The following is a 16,846-nucleotide window of genomic DNA, read 5'->3' on the forward strand; positions in this document are numbered from 1 at the left end:
AGGCGTTGGGTGAGTTGATTTCGCAAGTAGTATCAGGAATTAGAGAGCGAGTTTGGTTTTTTTTTTCTCCAAGGACACCCCGCCATCCGCTTTTCCATGCTGTGCCGGGATTTCAGCCGTGTCCTCTCCCGATCTGGCGGGGCCGGCAGGGCCGGGGGGACCGGCGGGACCCGCCGGCACCGCCGTCCCGGACATCGACACGACGCTCGTGTCGCTCACCTTCTTCCCGTTCGACACGAACTTCGCGGCGTACACCCGCGGCGGAACGACATGGGTCCGCGACCCCCGCTCCGACGCGCCCTGGCACAGCCTGGACACGGTGCCGAACTACCCGGCCGGTGTGGTCGGCGTCTCGCTGACGGAGGCCGTGCCGCTCAACGCCCTGCTGGTCACCGTGGTCACCGCGGAGGGCGGCATCAGGGAGACGACCTGCCGGCTGACCTCGGGGAAGCCGCCCGTCGAGCCGCTCTGGGCCGACCAGTGCGACGACTTCACCCAGGTCACCGCGCCCACCACCCCGTCTGCCTGACCGAAGCCGGTCGGCTGCGGGTAAGGCTTGCGCAACGGCTCCGCCACACACGGTGGCGCGCCGCCGGCCCACGGGTTCCGCCGGGATTCACTGCGGCAGTGAGCACCACCGCGTCCAGAACCGTTCCCTTCAACCGGCCGTACGTCAGCGAGCGCGAGCTCGACTACGTCGCGGAGGCCGTCCACAACGGACGGACCTCCGGCGACGGGCCGTTCACCCGCCGGGCCACCGCGCTGCTGGCCGAGCTGACCGGAGCGCGCCAGGCGCTGCTGACCACCTCGTGCACGCACGCCCTGGAGATGTCGGCGCTCCTGCTGGGGCTGCGCCCCGGCGACGAGGTCATCGTGCCCTCGTTCACGTTCATGTCGACGGCCAACGCGTACGTGCTGCGCGGCGCCGTGCCGGTGTTCGCCGACTGCCGGCCGGACACGCTGAACATCGACGAGCGCCTCGTCGAGGCCGCCATCACCGAGCGGACGCGCGCCATCGCCGTCGTCCACTACGCGGGCGTCGGCTGCGCGATGGAGGAGCTCGGCAAGCTCGCCGACCGGTACGACCTCGCGCTCGTCGAGGACAACGCGCACGGCCTGGGCGGCTCCTACCAGGGCCGGCCGCTCGGGTCGTTCGGCGACCTGGCCGCGCAGAGCTTCCACGAGACCAAGAACGTCCAGTGCGGGGAGGGCGGCGCGCTGCTCGTCAACGACGAGGAGCTGGCGTCACGGGCCGAGATCATCCGCGAGAAGGGCACCGACCGCAGCCGGTTCTTCCGCGGCCAGGTCGACAAGTACCGCTGGGTCGACCTCGGCTCCAGCTACCTGCCGTCCGACCTGCTCGCGGCGCAGCTCACCGCGCAGCTGGAGTCCTTCGAGGTGATCCAGCGCCGCCGGCTGGCGGTGTGGCGGGCCTACGACGAGGGCCTGGCCGGCTGGGCGGAGAGCAACGGGGTGCACCGGCCGACGGTCCCCGACGGGTGCGAGCACCCCGCCCACCTCTACTACCTGCTGCTGCCCGACCTCGCCACCCGGCAGGCGTTCATCGGCCACCTCGCCGACCGCGGCGTGGGGGCGGCCTTCCACTATCAGCCGCTGCACGACGCGCCCGCCGGGATCCGGCACGGGCGGCCGGCGCCGGGCGGCTGCCCCGTCACCGAGCGGGTCGCCGACACGCTCGTCCGTCTGCCGCTCTTCGCCGACCTCGGCGAGGAGGACGTGGCGCACGTCATCGGCGCCGTCCGGGAATTCGAGGTGCGCTGATGGCCTGGAACGACGTGATCGAGGCGCGGACCGTGCGGGCGGTGCCGTCGCCGCTGGAGTCGGCCCGGTTCGGCCGCCCGGTCGAGCGCCTGACCGTCGGCGCCGGATCGGAGAGCACGATCGACGCCGTCCGCGCGGCCGTCCAGGCGTCGGACGCGGACGTGGTCGTGCTGCGTTACCCGGCCGAGCACGTCGGCTGGTTCGCGGAGCTGACCGGCCTCGGCCGGACCGCCCTGTTCGCCGACTGCCTGGTGTACTGGAGCCTGCGCGCGGGGCAGGGCCGCCCTCCCGCGCCCGCGCCCGGACTCCACACGGCGCCGCTGGGCGCTCCCGACGCGGTCGGGACGCTGGTCGCCGACATCTTCGCCGCGTACGGCAACCACTACCTGGCCGATCCGCTCTTCGACGCCGCCGCGGCGCTGGAGGGCTACCAGGAGTGGGCGGTGCGCTCCGCCGCCGAGGGCGGCTGCCTGGCCCTCGACGACGGCGCGCACGTGCTCGGGCTGGCCACGCTGGAGGACAGCGGCCCCCGGACCGAGATCCTGCTGGCGGGCGTGGTCCCCGCCGCGCGGGGGCGCGGGCTCTACGCCCACCTGCTCAAGGCCGTCGAGGACCACGCCGTGGCCCGCGGCGCGGGGGAGGTCGTCATCTCCACCCAGAGCCACAACACGCGGGTGCAGCGGGCCTGGGCCAGGTACGGGTTCGCGCCGGTCCAGACGCACGTCACCGTCCACCTCGTGCGGACGGCGCTGCTGCACCCGGCGGGGCCGTGAACGCCCTGACCCGGCCGCCGGCCGCGCCCCCCGCGGTCCGGCCGCGACTCGGGCACCGGCTGGCCTACCTGGCCGGCGGCGGCGGGACGGCCGTCATCTACTACGGCATCCTCGCCGCGGCGCTGCCCGCGCTCGGGGACCGGGTGCCGTACCTCGGGCTGGTGGTGGCGAGCCACCTCGTCACCGTGATGATCGTGTACCCGTGGTACCGGCTGGTCGTCTTCCCCGGCACGGGTGACGGCTGGCTGGCGGGCTACCTGCGGTTCTACGCGGCCGGGCTGAGCATTCTGACGGCCTCCCTCGTGGGGCTGCCGATCCTCGTGGAGCTCGCCGGCCTCTCCGTGCTGCCCGCCCAGGCGCTGATCATCGCCGTGACGTTCCTGCTGAGCTACGCGCTCCACCGGACCTGGACGTTCCGCGGCCGGGGATCGTCCAGGTCCGGCAACCCGCCGCACAACCTTCGGCCAAGCCGCAGCGCGGCGAAGGTCCGCTGACCCGGGCCGTTCGTAGCTTCGACCCGAAATGGTTGATCACCACGGGCCACGCGCTCGTCGCGAAAGGACTCCACGGCGATGAAGGCGCTCGTCCTGGCAGGGGGAAAGGGCACGCGGCTGCGCCCGCTGACCCACACGTCGGCGAAGCAGCTGGTGCCGGTCGCCAACAAACCGGTCCTCTACTACGGCCTCGAGGCCATCCGCGCGGCCGGCATCACCAGCGTCGGCATCGTCGTCGGCGACACCGGGGCGGAGGTGCGCGAGGCCGTCGGCGACGGCTCGCGGTTCGGCCTGGAGGTGACCTACATCCCCCAGGAGGCGCCGCTCGGGCTGGCGCACTGCGTCCTCATCGCCCGCGACTTCCTGGGCGACGAGCCGTTCGTCATGTACCTGGGCGACAACTTCCTCATCGGCGGCATCGCGGACCTGGTGGACGCCTTCGGCAGGGCGGGTCACGACGCCCAGATCCTGCTCACCAAGGTCGCCGAGCCGCAGTTCTACGGCGTCGCCGAGCTGGGCCCCGACGGGCAGATCCTGTGCCTGGAGGAGAAGCCGGAGCATCCGCGCAGCGACCTCGCGATCGTCGGCGTCTACACCTTCTCGCCGGCCATCCACGAGGCGGTCCGCGCCATCGAGCCGTCCGCGCGCGGCGAGCTGGAGATCACCGACGCCATCAAGTGGCTCATCGACCACGGTTACAGCGTCCACTCCCACTTCGTCAGCGGCTACTGGAAGGACACCGGGCGGCTGCAGGACATGCTGGAGTGCAACCGGATCGTCCTGGAGGCGATCGGCCCCGACATCCAGGGGACCGTCGACGGGCGCTCCGAGATCAGCGGGAACGTCGTCATCGGGCGGGGCGCGTCGGTGGAGGGGTCCGTGATCCGGGGGCCCGCCGTCATCGGCGCCGGCACCGTGATCCGCGACGCCTACGTCGGCCCCTACACCTCCATCGGTGAGAGCTGCCTGCTCCAGGACTGCGAGGTCGAGTACGCGATCGTGCTGCGGGACTCCTCCATCACGGGCGTCTCCCGGCTCACGTACTCGCTCATCGGGCGCAACGTCGAGGTGACCCGGGCCCAGGGCATGCCCAACGCCCACCAGCTCATGGTGGGCGACCACAGCAAGGTCCAGGTACGGGCGTGACGGCACGGCCACCACACCGGTGGCGCCTGAGCTAGGAGGGGATCATGGAGGCCACGGAGATTCGCCGCACGGTCGAGCTGGAGGACCGCCACTGGTGGTACCGCGAGCGGCGCGCCATCCTCGCCCGGGAGCTGCGCGCGCTGCGCCGGTCCGGCCGGCCCGGCAAAGCGCTCGACATCGGGGCGGCCGGCGGCGGCAACACGCGGGTCCTCGTCCGGCACGGGTGGGACGCGCTGGTCGCCGACTACTCCGAGACCGCGGTGGAGCTCGCCCGCGAGCGGGGCCTGCGCGCGATCCAGGCCGACGCGCGGAAGCTGCCGCTGCCCGACGAGTCGTACGACCTGGTGCTCGCCTTCGACGTGCTGGAGCACATCGACGAGGACGACCGGGCGGCGGCCGAGATCACGCGGGTGCTCCGCCGCGGCGGCACGGCGCTGATCACCGTGCCGTGCGACATGAGGCTCTGGTCGGCGCACGACGTGGCCTCCGGTCACGTCCGCAGGTACACCCGGCCGACCCTGCGCGCCCTGCTGGCCGGCCAGGGGCTCGTCCTGGACCGGATGTGGAGCTGGAACGTCCTGCTGCGGCCCGTGGTGGCCCGCCACCGCAGGAGCAGCTCCGGCTCGGACGTCATGGAGACGCCGCCGCTGGTCAACCTGGCGCTCAAGGCGGTGGTCACGGCGGAGCGGTATCTGCCGGTGAAGTCGCTTCCCGGGGTCTCCCTGATCGTCCGGGGGCACCGGCCGGCGCACGGTTAGCATGACCTGGCAGAGTGGTTCAGTTACACAGCGCCATGATTGCAGTACAACTGCGGTGTGAAACACCCCGAAGGGCCCGGCCACGCGAAAGTCGCTGAGTCGCATCGCACACCAGGGCCGATCAACTCATCACCCGAGGCGCCGTCCGCCGGCGCCCGCGCCCGCCGCACGGTTCTCCCGCGCCGGCCGGGCTCCCGCCGTTCCGCACTGGGGACGATCCTCGCGGTCGTCCTCGCGACGGGAGTCGTCGTGGTGATGCCTGGAAGGGCCCTCGCCGCGCCGCCGATCGTGCTCGGGAACGCGGCGTCGTACGGAGTCATGGCGGGCGCCGCGGTCATCAACAGCAACAACACCGCCATCGACGGCAACCTGGGCGTGAGCCCGAGCGGCAGCGTGACCGGGTTCCCTCCCGGCACGGTGTCCGGAACCGTCCACGCGGGCGACGCCGCCGCGGCGGCGGCCAAGTCCGACGCGCTGGCCGCCTACAACGACGCCGCGGGGCGCACACCGACCGCCTCCGTGGCCGCGCAGCTCGGCGGGACGACCAAGGGGCCGGGCGTCTACACGCCGTCGTCCGGCACCGCGTTCCAGATCAGCGGCACGCTGACCCTGGACGCGCAGACCGACCCGAACGCGATCTTCGTCTTCCAGGCGTCCACGCTCACCACCGCGACGGTGAGCAACATCAACCTCGTCCGCGGCGCGCAGGCCGACAACGTCTTCTTCCAGCTCAGCGGCTCGGCCACGCTCGGGGTCAACTCCACCTTCCAGGGCAACGTGCTCGCGTCGAACACGGCGACGGTCAGCACCGGCGCCGCGGTCAAGGGCAGGGTCCTCGTCTTCACCAACAACCTGAACCTCCAGGGCACCACGACGGGCCCGTTCACGCGCGTCTCCGTGCCGGACGACCCGCCGACGGACACGGCGCTGACCGTCACGCCCAGCCCCTCCAGGGAGGGTCAGCAGATCACGATGTCCGCCACCGTGACCCCGGAGTCGGGGGACGTCATCCCGCAGGGCGAGGTCGCCTTCAAGGACGGGACGACCCTGCTCGGCACGGACTTCGTCGACCCGAGCGGCCACGCCCAGCTCCAGGTCTCCAACCTGGACGGCGGCGACCACGAGATCAGGGCCGTCTACCTGGGCGGCGACACCTTCTCCGGTGAGCAGGTCATCCACTTCGCCCCCAGCACCTCGCCCGGCGTGGTGCAGGTCGTCACCAACACCCTGTGGGCGCCCTCGGCGACGCCCGCCGTGGCCAACCACACCGGCACCGACGCGGTCACGCTGGGGGTCAAGTTCAGGTCCTCCGTGACCGGGGCCGTCCGGGGCATCCGGTTCTACAAGGGTTCGCAGAACACCGGGACGCACGTCGGCGCCCTGTGGACGCAGGGCGGCCAGCAGCTCGCGACCGTGACCTTCTCCGGAGAGTCCGGGTCCGGCTGGCAGCAGGCGAACTTCTCCTCGCCCGTCTCGATCAACGCCAACACCACCTACATCGCCTCGTACTTCACGCCCTCCGGGCACTTCTCGTACACGCTCAGCTACTTCACCAGCCAGTACAACAACCCGCCTCTGAGCGCGCCGTCGAGCGGCGCGTCCGGCGGCAACGGCGTCTACACCTACGGCGCCTCCAGCGCGTTCCCGACGAGCACCTTCCAGTCCACGAACTACTGGGTGGAGCCGGTGTTCGTGCAGTCGGACACCGTGTTCAGCGACGCGGCCACGCCCGACGTGGCCAACCACAGCGACACCGACCCGGTGACGGTGGGGGTCAAGTTCCGCAGCGTCGCGGCGGGGTCGGTGCGGGGCATCCGGTTCTTCAAGGGCTCGCAGAACACCGGGACGCACGTCGGCACCCTGTGGACGGCCGGCGGCCAGGAGGTCGCCAGCGTGAACTTCACCGGGGAGACCGCCTCGGGCTGGCAGCAGGCCGTCTTCGTGGAGCCCATCCCGATAACCGCTAACACCACCTATATCGCCTCCTATCACACGGACGCGGGGCATTTCTCGTACACGGTGCAGGGATTCTTCGACCGGCAGAGCCATTACCCGCTGACGGCGCTGGAGAACGGAACCTCCGGCACCAACGGCGTGTTCACGTACGGGGCGACCAACACGTTCCCCACCGGCACCTACCAGGGCACGAATTACTGGGTTGACGTATTGTTTGACATCGGTTAATTCGCACCCCCGCACGGCGGTCCCCGATATCGCGAAGCCTTTGGTTAGAGTTCCGGAAGGCTCAGCAGAAGGGGGACTGCCGTGCAGGTAGACGCCGAGGCCCTGGACATCGGCAAGGTGCGCCATTCCACGTTGGTCGACTCCTCGGGCACCCGGTACGTCGATTTCCGGCGCACTCTGACGCCCCGCTGGAAGGTGGTCTGGGCGACGCTGCTCTGCGGCCATCTCGCGCTCGTCGCCTCGGCGGCGCTGATCGTCTATCTGGGGAACGTCGCCGCCGCGACCTGGCCGGCCTCGGGCCTGCTCGCCCTCGCCGGGGGAGCGCTGCTGGGCTTCTGGCTGCACTACCTCATGACGTACCTGCACGAGGGCGCCCACTACAACCTGGCGCCGGGCCGCGAGACCAGCGACGCGCTGACCAACTCGTTCGTCGGCCTGTTCGTCGGCATGAACGTGAAGTCCTACCGCAAGGTGCACTTCGAGCACCATCGTTACCTCGGCACCACCCGCGACCCGGAGCGCAGCTACTTCGCCCCCCTCAACCGGCGCTTCCTGGTCGAGGGATTCACCGGGATCCGGCTCGTCCGGGCGCTGAAGGGCTACCGCGAGGTGGTCAGGAGCAAGTCCCGCCCGGGGGAGGAGCAGGCGAAGGGCGGCTCCGTGGACGTGGTGTTCCTCGTCTCCGGCCTCTTCAACGCCCTGGTCATCGTCTGCGCGTCGTGGAGCGGCGCCGTCGTCCTCGCCGTCGCCTGGGCCATGGGCCAGTTGCTGTTCCTGCCGCTGCTCAACACCGTCCGGCAGGTGCTCGAACACCGCAGCGAGTTCGCCGACGACCTGACCGACTACAGCGTCGTGCCGCACGGGCCCGTCAACCGGCTGTTCGGCGACGGGCTGTTCGCCGCCGTGTTCGGCGCGGCCGGATTCAACCGCCACCTGCTGCACCACTGGGACCCCAGCGTGTCCTTCACCCGGCTCAAGGACGTGGAGCTCTTCCTGATGAACACCGACGTCGCGCCGCTGCTCCAGCGGCGCCGGACCACCTATTACCGCACCTGGCGTCAGCTGGACAGGACATGAACGAGCACACCGAGACGATGCGCGGCCGGGCGCCGCGGGCGGCCGACGCCGGTACGAGCACGAGGTGCCCCGCGTGCCAGGAGACCGGAGCCGAGCACTGGGCGACGGCCCGCGACGTCGAGTACCGCACCAGCGAGCAGGAGTTCCAGTACTACCGCTGCGCGCGCTGCGGCGCCCTCTTCCTCGACCCCATGCCGGTCGACCGGCTGGCCGAGATCTACCCGGCCAACTACTACGCCTACGCGTCGGACGAGCAGTCGTTCGCCCACCGGGTCAAGGACCGGCTCGACGCGATACGGCTGCGGCGCATCCTGTCGCGGCTGTCCGGTGACGAGCTGAAGGTGCTCGACGTCGGCGGGGGAGACGGCTGGCAGCTCGACGTCATCCGCGGCCTGGACTCCCGCGTGTCCTTCACCCAGGTCGTCGACCTGGACGAGGCCGCCCAGTCGCGGGCCGTGGCGCGGGGGCACGAGTTCTTCTGCGGCCGCGTCGAGGACTTCTCCACCGACCAGCGGTTCGACCTCATCCTGCTGATCAACCTGATCGAGCACGTGAGCGACCCGGGTGACGTGCTGAGGACGCTCGGCCGCCACCTGACGCCGCAGGGGGTGATCCTCATCAAGACGCCCAACACCGACAGCATGGACGCCCGGCTCTTCCGGCACCGCGACTGGGGCGGCTACCACTGCCCGCGGCACTGGGTGCTGTTCGACCGGCGCAACTTCACCAGGCTGGCTCTGGCGTGCGGGTTCACGGTCCACCGCTTCGCCTACACGCAGGGCGCCCCGTTCTGGGGCACCAGCATCCTGGCGGGGCTGGTCCGCCGCGGGTGGGTGAAGGTCTCCGCGGACCGCCCGATGACCCGCCACCCGCTCTTCCCCATCCTGGCCGCCGGCTTCGCCGCCTTCGACCTCGCCAGGGGGCTCCTCGGCGGCCGGCCGTCGCAGATGTTCGTCGAGCTCGTCCCGGCGCGCGCGAGGCGCTGACGGCCGGCCGCTGACAGCAGAACGGGGACGGCACCATCCGGTGCCGTCCCCGTGTGCCGTCCGGGGCTAGGACTGGCCGCTGTCCGGCAGCTCCAGCCACCAGGGGTTCGCCCGGGCCCACTCGATGGTGCGGGCCAGCCCCTCGCGCAGGCCGGTCGTGCTGCGCCAGCCGAGCACCTCGTACGCCTTGCGGGCGTCGGGGATACGGCGGCGCAGGTCCTGGTAGCGCCCGCCGAGCCGCGCACCGGTGTCGACCGGGACCGTCGACCGGCCGTCGCCGGCGAGTTCGAGGGCGAGCCGGATCACCTCGCCCACGGTCGTCTCCTCCGAGCTGCCGACGTTGAAGCACTCGCCGTCGGCCTTCTCGCTCGCCCCGGCCGTCAGCGTGGCCGTGATGGCGTCGTCGACGAACGTGAAGCACCGGGTCTGGCCCCCGTCGTCGTAGACGACAGGCGGCAGGCCGTTCAGCGCCCGGTGGATCGTCCGGCTGACGACGAAGGCGGGCCGCTGGCGCGGGCCGTACACGTTGAAGTAGCGCACGATCGTCGCCCGCAGCCCGCGCTGCCGGATGAACCCGAACGTCAGGTGCTCGGCCAGCGCCTTGCTGGAGGAGTAGCTCCACCGGTCGACGGCGGTGCTGCCCAGCACCCGGTCGTCGTTCTCCGCCCAGGGCACCGCCGGGTTCTTGCCGAAGACCTCGCTCGTACTGGCCAGCACGACCTTCGCGCCGGTCCGCTCGGCCAGCTCCAGCACGTTCCTCGTGCCCATGAGGTTGATGTCGATGACGTCCAGCGGCTGGTCGAGGTAGCGGTCGACCCCCACCACGGCGGCGAGGTGGTAGACGACCTCGACCCCGGGCTCGATGGCCGCGGCCACCTGGTCGCGGTCCCGGATGTCGCCCCTGACGTACCGGACGGCGCCGCCGCCCTCGGGCAGGCCGGGCGGCGGCCCGCCGAAGTCGAACACCGTCGTCTCGTTGCCCTCCGCGGCGAGCCGCTCGACGAGATGGGTCCCGACGAACCCGCTGCCGCCCGTGACGACCACGCGTGCCATGGCGTCTACCGTCCGATCCCGCGGTAGGCGAAGCCCAGCTCACGCAGGCGGGCGATCGTCTCGCGCGGGTAGTAGGCCCGCCCGTCGATCACCGCGCACGACGCGGCGACCTGCCCGCGGATCCGCGCGAAGTCCAGGCTCTGGAACGGCCGGTGCCAGGCCAGCACCGCCAGGCAGTCGGCGTCGCGCACGGCCTCCTCGACGGAGGCGCACGGCCGCAGCCCGAACGTCTTCTCGGCCTCGTCGTCGTCCACCAGCGGATCGAAGAGCGCGACCTGCGCGCCCGCCTCCCGCAGCGCCGCGACGACGGGCTGGGTGGGCGTCGCCCGCAGGTCGCCCGTGTTGTTCTTGAACGCCAGCCCCAGCACCGCGACCTTGGCCTCCTCCGGCGCCCGGCCGACCTTGGCCAGCTCCTCCACGATGAGGCGGAAGGTGTAGCGCGGCATGCCGTCGTTCACCTGCCGCGCCGCGGGGATGGTCAGCAGGTCGAGGCCGCGCTCGCCGGCCGAGCGCCACAGCATCCACGGGTCCTTCGTCAGGCACGAGCCGCCGACGCCGACACTCGGCAGGAGGATGTTGACGCTCCCGCTGCCCTTCTTGATGGAGTTGGCGGCGCTGATCACGTCGAGCACGTCGACGTCGACCGTGGCGCACACCTGGGCCAGCTCGTTGGCCATCGCGATGTTGTGGTCGATCCACCAGTTGTCGGCCAGCTTGACCATCTCGGCCGTCTCCAGCGACGCGCAGCGGATGACCTCGACGCCGAGGGCGCGCTGCCAGAACGCCGCCGCGGCCTCGGTGCTGTCGGCGCACCAGCCGCCCACGACGATGGGGAACGTGCGCAGCTCGTTGAGGGCGTTGCCCTCGGAGAGCCGCTCCGGGCAGAAGGCCAGGCCGAAGTCGGCTCCGCAGGTGAGACCGGAACGCTCCAGCAGCGGTACGACCAGCTCCCGCGTCATGCCCGGCGGGACGGTGCTCTTGAAGATCAGGAGCTGGCCGGGGCGCAGGTGCTTGCTCAGCTCCTCACAGGCGCTCCTGAGCTGGAGGTCCATCAGCACGCCCTGGTCCCGGACGGGGGTGCCGACCGTGACGATGACCACGTCGGCGGAGGCGACCGCCGCGCACTCCGTGGTGGCCGTGAAGCTCGTGGTGCCGGCCAGGCGGGAGACGAGCTCGGGCAGCCCCGATTCGCTGAACCGGCAGTGGCCGCCGCTCAGCTCCTCGACGAGCGAGGCGTCGGTGTCCACGCCGATCACGTCGACGCCTCTGTCGGCCAGGGTCGCGGCTATACACGATCCGACGTATCCCAGGCCGATGACTCCGGCCGTGATGTTCTCCTGAGCGGGCAAGAAACGCACACTCACTCCATTCGACGGGTGTTTCATCGAGCCGGTGACATTTCCTCAGCACGAAACGACCCCGGCCGAAATTCCTGCTCCTGTTTCTAACCCGTCCTATTTGACGCGGACCGTGTCGGCGCGCGTCCCGCGGATTCGCGGGCTATAGCTTGGCCCGTCGGTGGAGAACCGATGACGCAATGGCGCCGGCCGCGTACGGCTAAGGGGCGTTGCGCGCGGGCGCGCCCGCGCCGCTGCTCTGCCGGGGCAGTCCGACGGGGGCGGCCGAGCCGACCCGCTCCCGGATCACGTAGGTGGGATGTCCCATTCCGCTGCCGTGAATGCGGCCGACGTATTCACCGAGCACGCCGATGGCGATGAGCTGCGCGGCCGAGAACAGCGCGACCATCGAGGCGATCGTGGTGAACCCGGCGACGGTCGTGCTGCCCGTCGCGAAGTGCCACAGGACGGCCACGCCCAGCAGCAGGCCGACCAGGCCGACGAGGAAGCCGAGGTAGCTGGCCAGGCGGAGGGGCGCCGCGCTGTAGCCGAGCACCATGTTCGCCGTGTGCCGGACCAGCAGGGGCAGCGAGTAGTTGGACCGGCCGTGCGGGCGGTGGTTCATGTGCACGTGCGCCGAGCCGACGCGGGTGGTGGCCCAGGACAGGGCCACGTCGATGGAGGCGTGCGGGCCCGACAGCTGCGCGAAGCCGTCGCGCAGGTGGGTGCGGAAGGCGCGGAACGCACTGATCTTGCGGGCGGTGCGGATCCCCAGCGTGGCGGACATGCACGCCTTCACCGAGCGGGAGGCGAAGCTGCGCAGGAACCCGTGCTCCTCCACGTGCGGGACGCCGTAGACCAGGTCGAGCCGGTCGCCCTCCAGCGCGGCCAGCAGGTTCGGGATCTGCTCGGGCAGGTGCTGCAGGTCGTCGTCCATCGTGACGACGACCTGCGAACCCGCCTCCCTGATGCCCGCCACCAGGGCGTTGTGCTGGCCGTAGTTGCGCGACAGGTGGATGGCCCGGACGCCCTCCACCCGCTCGGCCAGGTCCGCGGCGGTCGGCCACGTGTCGTCCGGGCTGCCGTCGACCACGAGGATCACCTCGTACCGGACGTTCAGCTCGCGCAGGACGGAGACGAGCCTGGGCACCAGCACCGGGAGGGTCAGCGCTGAGCGGTAACACGGGATGACCACCGACACTGACTCCGACATGGATCCTCCGATATCTCGGCGAAGGCGCCCGTGGCGGACGCGCGTTCGCGGAACGGTCCTTTCGCCATGGCTCCTGGCGGTCATCGCATCACAAGCCCGGTGCGGCGGCCATGACGGGCGGCGCCGCATTGCGTTCTCCTTGGCGCGGTATTACCGGCCGTCTAGAGACGCGTTCACGTGGACGGGTGGCCCGCGCCGCGAGGCGCCGGCCACCCGTTTCAGCAACCCGACTCAGCCGCCCGTCCCGGCCGGTGTCTCAGTCGGCGTCGAACACCACGTCGACCCAGTAGTTGCTGGCCTTGTAGGTCTCGGTCGGCCATTTGTTGTCGACGCTGTACCGGTACAGCCCGTTGCCGCTCGTCGCGGTGCTCGCCGGAGCGATGAGCGGCGGGTTCTGGTACGTCGTGGTGAAGTAGTTCTGGTCGTAGGAGAAATGCCCGGCCGGCGCCATGTAGGACGCGATGTAGTTGGTCCCCGGTGTTATCCGGATCGGCGTGTTGAACAGCACCTGTTGCCATCCGGACGCCGTCTCGTTGGTGAAGGTCGCGCTCCCGAGCAGCTGGCCGCCGGTCGTCCAGAGGCTGCCGACATGCGTCCCGGTGTTCTGCGGGCCCTTGTAGAAGCGGATGCCCCTGATGGTGCCGGCCACGATCGAGCGGAACCGCACCCCGAGCACGACGGACCTCCCGTCGGTGCCCGAAACCACCGAGGGCACCGCGGTGCTCGGCCACAGGCTCGTCGGGGCGAACACCACGTCCACCCAGTAGTTGGTCATCCGGTAGGTGGAGGTGGGGAAGCCGCTCGTGGCCCCGTACCGGTAGACGCCGTTGCCGCTCGTCGCGGTGCTCGCGGGCGCGGACAGCGGTCCGTTCGTGTAGAGCGTCGCGAAGTAGTCGTAGTTGTAGGCGAACCCGCCGTTCGGCGCGAAGTAGGAGGCGACGTACGTGGTGCCCGGCGTCAGCTGCACGGGCGTGGCGAACTTCACCTGCTGCCAGCCGGTGGACGTCTCGTTGGTGAAGGTGGCCCGCGCCAGGAGCTGGCCCGTGCTGCTCCACAGGCTGCCCACGTGGGTGCCGGTGTTGCCGGCGCCCTTGTAGAACCTGATGCCGGACACGGCGCCCTCCTGCGACGCCTGGAACTTCACGCCGAGCTCGACGGACCTCGTGTCGTTGATCGACAGGACCGAGGGGATGATCGTCGATGCCCACAGCGAGCACGGGCAGCTCGTGACGACCGTGACCGAGCGCGAGGCCGGGGTGGTCTGGAGGTTCCCGATGTCGTCCACCGCCCGCGACATGATCGTCGTCGGCCCGTTGCCCGTGGGCACCCAGGTGAACTGCCAGGGGCCGAATCCGGTGGCCTTGCCCCACGTGGTGCCGCCGTCGACGGAGACCTCCACCCCCGCGACGACGCCGCCGCCGGTGTCGGCCGTCGTCCCGCTGATCGTGACGGGCACTCCGGTCCGCACGGTGGCGTCCACGGCCGGTGCGGTGATCGCCGAGGTGGGGGGCGCCGTGTCGGTGGACTGAGTCGCCGGGACCAGGCCCGGCTGGAGGAGCGCCGGCTGGGCGCCCATGTCCGCGAAGAGGTTGACGGTCGCCTGCTGCATGCGGACGTCGGTGGGGCTGCCGGACCGGTCGTGGTCGGCGTCCAGCCCCCAGGCCCACTGGATGGTCCCCGCGCCGAACACCATCCCGCCGCCCGACTTCTGGTAGAGGGTCAGGTGGTGCGTCGCGGTGCCGGCGCCGTAGGAGCTGCCGAAGTTGAGCAGGTACTTGTTGGTGTAGCTGAGGGTGGTGCTGGAGAAGCCGGCTTGACCGGCGGGCGCGACGGCGTTGTCGGGCGTGTTGTCCCATTCGAAGCCGAGCGTGCCGGCGGGGAAGGTGGCGACCTGGCCCGGCTGCAGGTTGGCGATCGAGGTGTTGCGCCACAGCCGCATGGGCGCGTACTGCGAGGGCACCTGGATCGCGTCGTTGACGATGCCGTTGATGATGAACAGGGTGCCGGTGAGCTGGTTCTCCGGCATGCCTCCGTCGGAGGGCGGTGAGAAGCGCGGATCTCGCCAGGTCCCGGTCCACTGCGGACTGGGATCGATCTTGGCGTTGGCGATCGTCTCCTTGTAGCAGGTGATGGTGCGGAACGGGGTGTCCGACCCGTCGATGCTGTTCTGCCAGCGGATCTTCCAGAAGACCTCGTTCGCCGAGAAGAAGGCGATGTCCACGCCGTCGTCGCGGGCCGCGGCGAAGTTGTCCCGCATCTCCTTGGCCCAGTACTCGTCGTGACCGACGGACAGCAGCGCCTTGTGGTCGAGCAGGTCGGCGGGCCGGGCCGAGGCGTCGACGCTGGAGATGTAGCCGACGTCATAGGCGTTGGCCTCCAGCCAGCGGATCATGGGGTACTCGGCGTTGAAGAAGTAGTTCGCCGACCCGTTGGTGATCCCGCGGGTGATGATCGGGCGGTTGTAGCTGACCTTGAAGGCACGGCCGGCAGGCGAGCCCTGGTACAGGCTGTTGCCGCCGTAGCTGTTGTACGCCTGCCAGGTCGTGTCGGAGGTCTTGAACAGCAGGTCCGACGCGCGGCCGTCCCGGACCACGAAGATGACCTGGCCGGCGGCGTCCGGGCCGTCCTCGCGCACCAGCTTGCCCACGTAGACGCCCGAGACGGCGGTGGCCGGCACCGTCCAGGAGACGGACACCGCCCAGTTGCCGCAGTCGATCAGGCCGGTCGTGGCGTCGCTCAGGCAGGCGGGCTGGGTCTGCGGGAGCGCGGCCGACGGCTGCACGGTGGCGACGTGCCTGGCGCCCATGCCGCCGTAGTAGCCGATGCGGTAGAGGTCCAGGCGGTAGTCGGTCGCCGGGGTGTTGACCTTGAAGTCGATGGTCTCGCCCTGACCGACGCTGATCTGGGCGGGAAAGCCCTGCATGTCAGGGCTGCCGGACCCGCCCACGTCCCACTCGCTGGGCGGGCTCCCGGGCAGCTCGTTCTCCGCGCAGATGATCGAGCCGGGCGGGCACTGCTGCCGCGCCTGCCGGGCGCGCGGGCGTTGCGGGCCGAGCGCCGCCGCGGGCATGGCCCGCGCGGCCCCGGCTCCCAGCGCCGAGACCACGGCCGTGCGCGCCGCCCCGGGGCCGTCGGCCGCGATGCTCACGGGACGCACGCCGTCCGCCGCGTTGCTCACGGGACGGACGCCGTCCGCCGTGGCGGGGAAGCGCTGCACGGCGGCCTGGGCCGGGCTGAGGACGCCTTCCTGGCGCATGGCCCGGATCACTTCGCGCCAGCGGGTCCGCATGCCCGCGACCGGCTCGGGCGAGGCGCCGCCGGCCGGGTCGGGCCGCCGGATGGCCGCGGCCAGGTAGGCGCCCTCGGACACGGTGAGTTCCTGGGCGTCCTTGCCGAAGAACGCCCGCGCCCCCGCCTGGATCCCCTGGGGCCCCTGACCGAGGTCGAGCACGTTGAGGTACCTCTCCAGCACCCACGCGCGCGAGCGTGACAGCTCGACCTTCGCGGTGATCGCGAGGTCGGCGAGCCGGCGCAGGAGCGAGGAGTCCTCGGCGTGCTGGTTGCGCACCATCCGCTGGGTGATCGCGAAGTCGCCGGTGCTCTGTCCGGTGAGCCCGAACCACAGCCCCCGGGCCAGTCCTTCCACGCTCACGCCCGTCTCCGGCGCGGGGGCCGCGGCCTCGGCGGCGAGGACGGCTCTGACCACGTGGTCCGGCACCTGGTTGAGCTGGACGGTGGATGCGGGGGGCCGCGCCGTCGTGCTCGACTCCACGGACACGGGCACGGCCAGCGGATCGATCGGTTGGTCGCCGCCGGGCAGAGGCGTCAGGGTCCAGGCGGTCCAGAGCAGGGCGGCCGCGCAGGCCGTCCCCCCGAGAACCGCCGGCACCACACGAGCCCGGCGACGTCTCCGGCCGATCTTCTCCTCGCTGTCCGGCATGCGAAACCCCCAAGAACGCGGTTGCTAGGTAAAAAGGGAGCAAAGGCGATGTGAATGCATCTCGACGCAGAGTAGGGATGAATTCGGGCGGTGATCGCGTGGG

General features: G+C 71.0%; 13 protein-coding genes. 9 read left to right on the plus strand and 4 right to left on the minus strand.

Translation table 11 applies throughout. The features are described from left to right. The first annotated feature begins 118 nt into the window (after window positions 1-118). The 9 genes from MTP10_RS38305 to MTP10_RS38345 all read left to right on the plus strand — a co-directional run bounded on the left by MTP10_RS38305 (window position 119) and on the right by MTP10_RS38345 (window position 9,200). On the plus strand, window positions 119-529 hold the full coding sequence (locus MTP10_RS38305) for a hypothetical protein (RefSeq protein ID WP_310716370.1): 411 nt from the start codon (window positions 119-121) through the stop codon (window positions 527-529). Between the two features lie 98 nt (window positions 530-627). After that, window positions 628-1,782: a dTDP-4-amino-4,6-dideoxygalactose transaminase gene (rffA, locus tag MTP10_RS38310; RefSeq protein ID WP_310716372.1), complete on the plus strand. Its 1,155-nt coding sequence runs from the start codon at window positions 628-630 to the stop codon at window positions 1,780-1,782. Then, window positions 1,782-2,555 carry a GNAT family N-acetyltransferase gene (locus tag MTP10_RS38315; RefSeq protein WP_310716374.1) on the plus strand — a complete coding sequence of 258 codons (774 nt, stop codon included), beginning with the start codon at window positions 1,782-1,784 and terminating at the stop codon, window positions 2,553-2,555. The genes rffA and MTP10_RS38315 overlap by 1 nt, the downstream gene beginning before the upstream one ends. Next, window positions 2,552-3,049 carry a GtrA family protein gene (locus MTP10_RS38320; RefSeq protein WP_310716376.1) on the plus strand — a complete coding sequence of 166 codons (498 nt, stop codon included), beginning with the start codon at window positions 2,552-2,554 and terminating at the stop codon, window positions 3,047-3,049. Before MTP10_RS38315 ends, MTP10_RS38320 begins: the two co-directional genes overlap by 4 nt. Before the next feature lie 78 nt (window positions 3,050-3,127). After that, window positions 3,128-4,195 carry a glucose-1-phosphate thymidylyltransferase gene (locus tag MTP10_RS38325; protein WP_310716378.1) on the plus strand — a complete coding sequence of 356 codons (1,068 nt, stop codon included), beginning with the start codon at window positions 3,128-3,130 and terminating at the stop codon, window positions 4,193-4,195. A 44-nt stretch (window positions 4,196-4,239) separates the two neighbouring features. Next, complete coding sequence (locus MTP10_RS38330) at window positions 4,240-4,953, plus strand: class I SAM-dependent methyltransferase (protein WP_310716380.1); 714 nt, start codon at window positions 4,240-4,242, stop codon at window positions 4,951-4,953. Window positions 4,954-5,208: 255 nt separating this feature from the next. Continuing rightward, the gene (locus MTP10_RS38335; RefSeq protein ID WP_310716382.1) at window positions 5,209-7,137 is read left to right on the plus strand and encodes a DUF4082 domain-containing protein; all 1,929 of its coding nucleotides are present in this window, start codon (window positions 5,209-5,211) and stop codon (window positions 7,135-7,137) included. Between the two features lie 81 nt (window positions 7,138-7,218). Continuing rightward, window positions 7,219-8,214: a fatty acid desaturase gene (locus MTP10_RS38340; RefSeq protein WP_310716384.1), complete on the plus strand. Its 996-nt coding sequence runs from the start codon at window positions 7,219-7,221 to the stop codon at window positions 8,212-8,214. Continuing rightward, complete coding sequence (locus MTP10_RS38345; protein WP_310716385.1) at window positions 8,211-9,200, plus strand: class I SAM-dependent methyltransferase; 990 nt, start codon at window positions 8,211-8,213, stop codon at window positions 9,198-9,200. Before MTP10_RS38340 ends, MTP10_RS38345 begins: the two co-directional genes overlap by 4 nt. Window positions 9,201-9,266: 66 nt before the next feature. Here MTP10_RS38345 and MTP10_RS38350 read toward each other — a convergent pair whose 3' ends face one another. The 4 genes from MTP10_RS38350 to MTP10_RS38365 all read right to left on the minus strand — a co-directional run bounded on the left by MTP10_RS38350 (window position 9,267) and on the right by MTP10_RS38365 (window position 16,743). Further along, the gene (locus tag MTP10_RS38350) at window positions 9,267-10,253 is read right to left on the minus strand and encodes an NAD-dependent epimerase/dehydratase family protein (RefSeq protein WP_310716386.1); all 987 of its coding nucleotides are present in this window, start codon (window positions 10,251-10,253) and stop codon (window positions 9,267-9,269) included. A 5-nt stretch (window positions 10,254-10,258) separates the two neighbouring features. Continuing rightward, complete coding sequence (locus tag MTP10_RS38355) at window positions 10,259-11,611, minus strand: nucleotide sugar dehydrogenase (protein WP_310716387.1); 1,353 nt, start codon at window positions 11,609-11,611, stop codon at window positions 10,259-10,261. Between the two features lie 199 nt (window positions 11,612-11,810). Continuing rightward, window positions 11,811-12,803 (minus strand): glycosyltransferase family 2 protein, encoded by a 993-nt coding sequence (locus MTP10_RS38360; RefSeq protein ID WP_310716388.1) that lies wholly within the window; start codon window positions 12,801-12,803, stop codon window positions 11,811-11,813. A gap of 256 nt (window positions 12,804-13,059) precedes the next feature. After that, window positions 13,060-16,743, minus strand: coding sequence for a DUF4082 domain-containing protein (locus MTP10_RS38365; protein WP_310716389.1), 3,684 nt, complete (start codon window positions 16,741-16,743; stop codon window positions 13,060-13,062). Window positions 16,744-16,846: the final 103 nt, after the last annotated feature.

This window comes from Nonomuraea sp. 3-1Str, from assembly GCF_031570565.1.
In the GTDB taxonomy this organism is placed as follows: Bacteria; Actinomycetota; Actinomycetes; order Streptosporangiales; family Streptosporangiaceae; genus Nonomuraea.

Coding starts and splice junctions, on each gene's coding strand:
- MTP10_RS38315 (WP_310716374.1), top strand. CDS start 1,782: ATGGCCTGGAACGACGTGATCGAGGCGCGGACCGTGCGGGCGGTGCCG.
- MTP10_RS38335 (WP_310716382.1), top strand. CDS start 5,209: ATGCCTGGAAGGGCCCTCGCCGCGCCGCCGATCGTGCTCGGGAACGCG.
- MTP10_RS38345 (WP_310716385.1), top strand. CDS start 8,211: ATGAACGAGCACACCGAGACGATGCGCGGCCGGGCGCCGCGGGCGGCC.
- MTP10_RS38350 (WP_310716386.1), bottom strand. CDS start 10,253: ATGGCACGCGTGGTCGTCACGGGCGGCAGCGGGTTCGTCGGGACCCAT.
- MTP10_RS38325 (WP_310716378.1), top strand. CDS start 3,128: ATGAAGGCGCTCGTCCTGGCAGGGGGAAAGGGCACGCGGCTGCGCCCG.
- MTP10_RS38330 (WP_310716380.1), top strand. CDS start 4,240: ATGGAGGCCACGGAGATTCGCCGCACGGTCGAGCTGGAGGACCGCCAC.
- MTP10_RS38360 (WP_310716388.1), bottom strand. CDS start 12,803: ATGTCGGAGTCAGTGTCGGTGGTCATCCCGTGTTACCGCTCAGCGCTG.
- MTP10_RS38365 (WP_310716389.1), bottom strand. CDS start 16,743: ATGCCGGACAGCGAGGAGAAGATCGGCCGGAGACGTCGCCGGGCTCGT.